At 31.2% G+C, this 5,276-nt stretch carries 5 protein-coding genes; 3 read left to right on the top strand and 2 right to left on the bottom strand.

Translation table 11 applies throughout. The features are described 5' to 3' along the window. Together Q0616_RS02800 and Q0616_RS02795 are read right to left on the bottom strand one after the other, a co-directional pair. Positions 1 to 1,851 carry a monovalent cation:proton antiporter-2 (CPA2) family protein gene (locus Q0616_RS02800; protein WP_298774922.1) on the bottom strand — a complete coding sequence of 617 codons (1,851 nt, stop codon included), beginning with the start codon at positions 1,849 to 1,851 and terminating at the stop codon, positions 1 to 3. Positions 1,852 to 1,877: 26 nt separating this feature from the next. Beyond that, on the bottom strand, positions 1,878 to 2,306 hold the full coding sequence (locus Q0616_RS02795; protein ID WP_225542647.1) for a SufE family protein: 429 nt from the start codon (positions 2,304 to 2,306) through the stop codon (positions 1,878 to 1,880). A gap of 111 nt (positions 2,307 to 2,417) precedes the next feature. Between Q0616_RS02795 and Q0616_RS02790 the strand changes: the two genes are divergently transcribed. The 3 genes from Q0616_RS02790 to Q0616_RS02780 form a co-directional block, all read left to right on the top strand. Next, positions 2,418 to 3,290, top strand: a complete 873-nt coding sequence (locus Q0616_RS02790) for a diacylglycerol kinase family protein (RefSeq protein WP_171623390.1) — start codon at positions 2,418 to 2,420, stop codon at positions 3,288 to 3,290. A 167-nt stretch (positions 3,291 to 3,457) separates the two neighbouring features. Then, entirely contained in the window at positions 3,458 to 4,411 is a 954-nt protein-coding gene (locus Q0616_RS02785) for a 2-hydroxyacid dehydrogenase (RefSeq protein WP_171623389.1), read from the top strand. A 333-nt stretch (positions 4,412 to 4,744) separates the two neighbouring features. Next, the coding region (locus Q0616_RS02780) for a pirin-like bicupin family protein (RefSeq protein ID WP_298774919.1) at positions 4,745 to 5,276 on the top strand (532 nt) is incomplete at its 3' end.

The raw sequence follows: 5,276 nt of genomic DNA, 5'->3' as shown, positions 1-5,276 counted from the left end.
TTACGATTCGTTTTCTCCATGATTTCTGTTGTTAATTTCTTTTGCAACCATTTTCATTTGTTTCTCAAATTCTTGCTTTGAAGCTTCAAAATATTGATCTGAATTTTCGGCGTGTTTTGCGATTTTTCGCAATGATTTACGATCACTTTTAATAAAAATTTCTCCAATTTTAGCAGCTTCATCATAGCTAAAACCGTATTTCATTAGAATTTGTCTTCCTACATAAACAGATGAGAAAAAGTTTTCTCTGTACACTTCATTCAACCCATCTTTTAAATAATTGTAGGCATAACTACGGTTTTTTGCACGAACAATAATTTCGAGATTTGGAAAGTTTTTTCGAACGATATATACCAATTTTTGATTGATTTCTGGTGGATCTAAAGCGGCTACAAAATATTTAGCATGTTCGGCTCCAGCAGATTTTAATAAATTAATATTTGTTGCATCACCATAAAAGACATTAAACCCTTGTCTACGCATTTTCTCCACACGTTCGCTGTCATTATCTAATACAATCGATTTTATTCCAGAACTTTTTAAAACTCGGCTTATGGTATTCCCAAAATCACCAAAACCTGCAATAATAATTTCTCCGTCAGCAGAATTTGGCGTTATTTTATCGTTTTGAATAATGGTTTTAACTTTTGTTTTGACTCCAAAATATTTTAGAATTAATTTTTCATTTAATACCAAAAGTAAAGGCGTGATAACCATTGTAATGGCCGTTGTAGCCAACATCATATCATACCATTCTTTGCTTAAAATATCTAAATTTCGAGTTAATGCTAAAATTACAAAAGCAAATTCTCCGACTTGAGATAATAATAAAATGAACAACCATTTTTGATCAAAATCAAATTTGTGTTTGATTCCAATTAGCCATAAAACCAAAGATTTTATTAACATAATTCCGAATGTTAATCCAAGAATCATAAATGGTTTATCTGCAATTAATTTGAAGTTTATTGTTGATCCAACTGCAATAAAAAAGATTCCTAATAACAATGATTTAAACGGCTCGATATCACTTTCTAACTGATGTTTATATTCATTATTTGCTAAAACTACACCAGCGATGAAAGCTCCTAAAGCAGGTGAAATACCTACTTTTTGCATTAAAACTGAAACGCCAATTACCAAAAGTAACGCAGATGCTGTATAAATTTCACGTACTTGCAACTGTCCAACATATTTGAAATAAGGTGTAATAATATAGCGACCAATTACATAAATAAAAGTAATCGCTCCTACAATTACCAAAGTTTTCATGAAGGCTGGACCTCCAACAAGTAAGCTTTTTGAATCGTCTCCGATTGATTGTATGAGCGAATCTCCAACCAAAAGCGGAATGATCGCTAGTATTGGAATAACCATTATATCTTGAAATAAAAGTACCGAGAATGTCGACTTACCAATACTAGTTTTGGTCAATCCTTTTTCGCTAAGTGTTTGCATAATTATCGCAGTAGAAGACATCGTTACAGCAAATGAGATGGAAAGAGCCAAGGGTAAATTCATTTTCAGCGCAAAAACTCCAACTAATGTTGTAATTAGAATTGTTCCCAAAACTTGCATTCCTCCTAGGCTGATGATTTTATCTTTCATCTTCCAGAATTCTTTCGGATCAAGTTCTAATCCTACAAGGAAGAGCATCATTACTACACCAAATTCTGTTGCATGCATGATATCTGCTCCATCATTACCTACAAATTTTAGGACATAAGGTCCAATTAAAACACCCGCAATTAAATATCCTAAAACCGAACCCATACCAAGTTTTTTAGAAATCGGTACGCAGATTACAGCTGAAAATAAAAATATAAATGCTTGTCCAAGAAAATCGTCCATTATTTTAGGTTGCTTTGATTATAGTTTTAACTATTATTTTGTTTCGATTGAAATGCAATTGCATAGAATTTAAATTGTTTAATCATCGCCAATAAACCGTTCGCACGAGTTGGAGATAAAAATTCTGATAAACCAATTTCGTTGATAAAATCTGTATCCGATTCTAAAATATCTTTTGGTGTTTGCTTGTCGTACATTCTTACCAATAAAGCAGCAATTCCTTTTGGTAAAATGGCATTAGAATCAGCTTTAAATTTGATGGTGTTTCCATCAAGTTTTGCATCTAACCAAACAGAAGACTGACAGCCTTTGATAATTTTATCATCTGTTTTTTCTTCTTCAGCTAATGCTTCTAAACTTCTCCCTAATTCGATTAAATATTCGTAACGTTGTTCCCAATCATCAAAAAATGAGAATTCGTCTACTATTTCGTTTTGAATTTCTTTAATTTTCATAAGACAAAGTTAGAAAGTTTTTGATAGTTTTTATCCAAAAAAACACGTTAAATCGCTCGATTCTTTTAGTTTTCTTATTTTTGTTGCTCAATAAAATTCAATTCCTAAAAAATGAGGTACACTTTCATTGTAAATCCAAATTCTGGAAATGCAAAACACGATATTTCAATCGATTTTCTACAAGCAAAATTTGATGCTTCTGACGAAATAGTTTTGAAAGAAACCGCTTATCAATTTCATGCAAAAGAATTGGTAAAAGAAGCAATAGCAGACCATTCGGATGTGATTGTTGCGTGTGGCGGAGATGGAACAATCAATGAAGTGGCCAGTGCTTTGGTAAATACAAATATTGCTTTGGGAATTATTCCTGCTGGTTCTGGAAATGGTTTAGCAACCAATCTAAATATTCCGAAAGATATCAACAAAGCGATTGAAATTATCAAAACAAATTCTGTACATACAATAGATGTTGGTCGGGTAGAGGATAACTATTTTTTTAGTAATCTTGGTTTTGGAATTGATGCTGAAGTAATCAAAACGTATGAAGAGAATCAAAAGCGAACAATTACTGGTTACGTTGATGCTTCTGTTAAAACATTGTTGAATTACAAATCAAAATTATTTCGTCTTTATATAGATGATGTTATAATCGAGAAGAGTTTTTATTATCTTTTCTGTTCTAATTCAAACATTGCGGGATATGGTATCTCTTTTACACCAAAAGCAGATTTATCTGATGGAGAGTTGGATTTGTTAATGATTGAAGATTTAGATGTTTTCGAACAATTTTATTTTTCCGTTTTAGTTTTGGCTAAAAAAATTGATTTGTTAGAAAAAGCTCAATACCGTAAAGTAAAAAAATTCAAAATTGAAACCTTAGATGGTTTACCGATTACGTATCAACTTGATGGAGAAATACATCAAACTAATTCACCTCAAGTGAAAGTTAAAGTCTTACCAAATGCGTTAAAAATTATTCATTAAGTTTATAATTGATCGATAAATAATGATTTAATTAACAATTTAATCTTTTTATTATAAGTGATTTAAAAGCTTATTAACATGGTTATAAACGTTTTGTTTACAACCATTTTTTTTACTATTTCTGTTTAGATAAAGTCAATCGTTGTAACTTTGATAAAACTTTTGCAATGAATACGGCATATAAAATTTTAGCAATAGATTCTAATCATGAATGTTTGAATAAAGGACTTCGAGAAGCAGGATTTATAGTTGATGAAGATTATAGTTCACCCAAAGAAATTATTGAACAAAAAATTAATCTTTATGATGGATTAATTGTTAGAAGTAGATTTCCAATCGATAAAACTTTTTTGGGTAAAGCAACTAACTTAAAATTTATTGGTAGAGTAGGGGCAGGCTTGGAGAATATTGATGAAGATTTTGCAGCGCAAAAGAATATTATTTTATTTAATTCTCCAGAAGGAAATAGAGATTCTGTTGGAGAACATGCAATTGGTATGCTTTTGATGTTAATGCATCATCTGCGAAGAGCTGATAACGAAGTTCGTAACGGAATTTGGAAACGCGAAGAAAATCGTGGAGACGAATTGAAAGGTAAAACGGTCGGAATTATTGGTTACGGAAATATGGGAAATGCTTTTGCGAGACGATTGCAGGGCTTTGAAGTTAATGTCATTTGTTATGATATTTTACCAAACAAAGGAAATGATTTTGCGAAACAAGTTTCATTAGCTGATTTTTTTGAACAAGTTGATGTCGTAAGTTTGCATACGCCGCAAACAGCAGAAACGATGAAAATGGTAAATGCTGAATTTATTTCGAAATTCAAGAAGCCATTTTATTTTGTGAATACAGCTCGTGGAAAATCTGTCGTTACAAAAGATTTAGTTGAAGCAATGAAAGATAGAAAAGTAATGGGGGTTGCGTTAGATGTTTTGGAATTTGAAAAATCAAGTTTCGAGAAATTAGTTGCTTCAGAATTACCAGAAGAATTTCAGTATTTAATTGAAGCAGATAATGCAGTTCTCGCACCACATATTGCAGGTTGGACACACCAAAGTAAAATAAAATTAGCAGAATTTATTCGAGATAAAATTATTCAATGGAAGAATAATTGTTAATCATATAGAATAAAAAAGGTTCCGAAAATTCGGAACCTTTTTTCATTTTGTAAGTTTTTTGTAAATCTTATACAAAATGATGGCTACTATAATTACAAGAACAATCTGGAATAGAATCCAAAGCACCACATTAAATGTCGACTCGCTTGAAATTGATAGCATAAATATTCCTCATGTGTTAACTGAATGCTAAAATATAAAATATTTTTAACATTTAATTAATAGATGAAAAAAAATATCTTTTTTCTTCATCTTGGTTTAGTGATTGATAACTTATCACATATCAATTTTTAAGTTTATAAATCAGCATAAATTTGTAAAAAATTAAGAACTATGAATTACCAAATATTTAAATCAGAGTCTAGAGGAGGAGCTAATCATGGATGGTTAAATACTCGTCATTCCTATAGTTTTGCAAGTTATTATGATCCTTCTCGTATTCATTTTGGTGCTCTACGTGTTGTAAATGATGATATCATAACAGGTGGAATGGGATTCGGTAAACATCCGCATGATAATATGGAAATTATTACGATTCCAACAAAAGGTGGTATTTCGCATCAAGATTCTATGGGAACAGGTTCTATTATTGAGTCTGGAGATGTTCAAGTGATGAGTGCTGGAACTGGTGTTTTTCATAGTGAAATGAATGCCTATGAAAACCAAGAAGGACATTTTTTTCAGATTTGGATTATTCCAAATAAAATGAATGTAGAACCACGTTATCAGCAAATATCTATTCGTGAAGTTGCAAAAGAAAACGAATTGTACCAAGTTCTTTCACCGTATGCAGATGATCAAGGTGTTTGGATTCATCAAGATGCTTGGATTTTTTTAGGAAATTACACAGAAGATGTAACAGAAA

It is taken from the genome of uncultured Empedobacter sp., assembly GCF_937930195.1.
GTDB classification, from domain to species: Bacteria; Bacteroidota; Bacteroidia; order Flavobacteriales; family Weeksellaceae; genus Empedobacter; species Empedobacter stercoris.
This window is presented reverse-complemented; position numbering and strand designations above follow the sequence as displayed.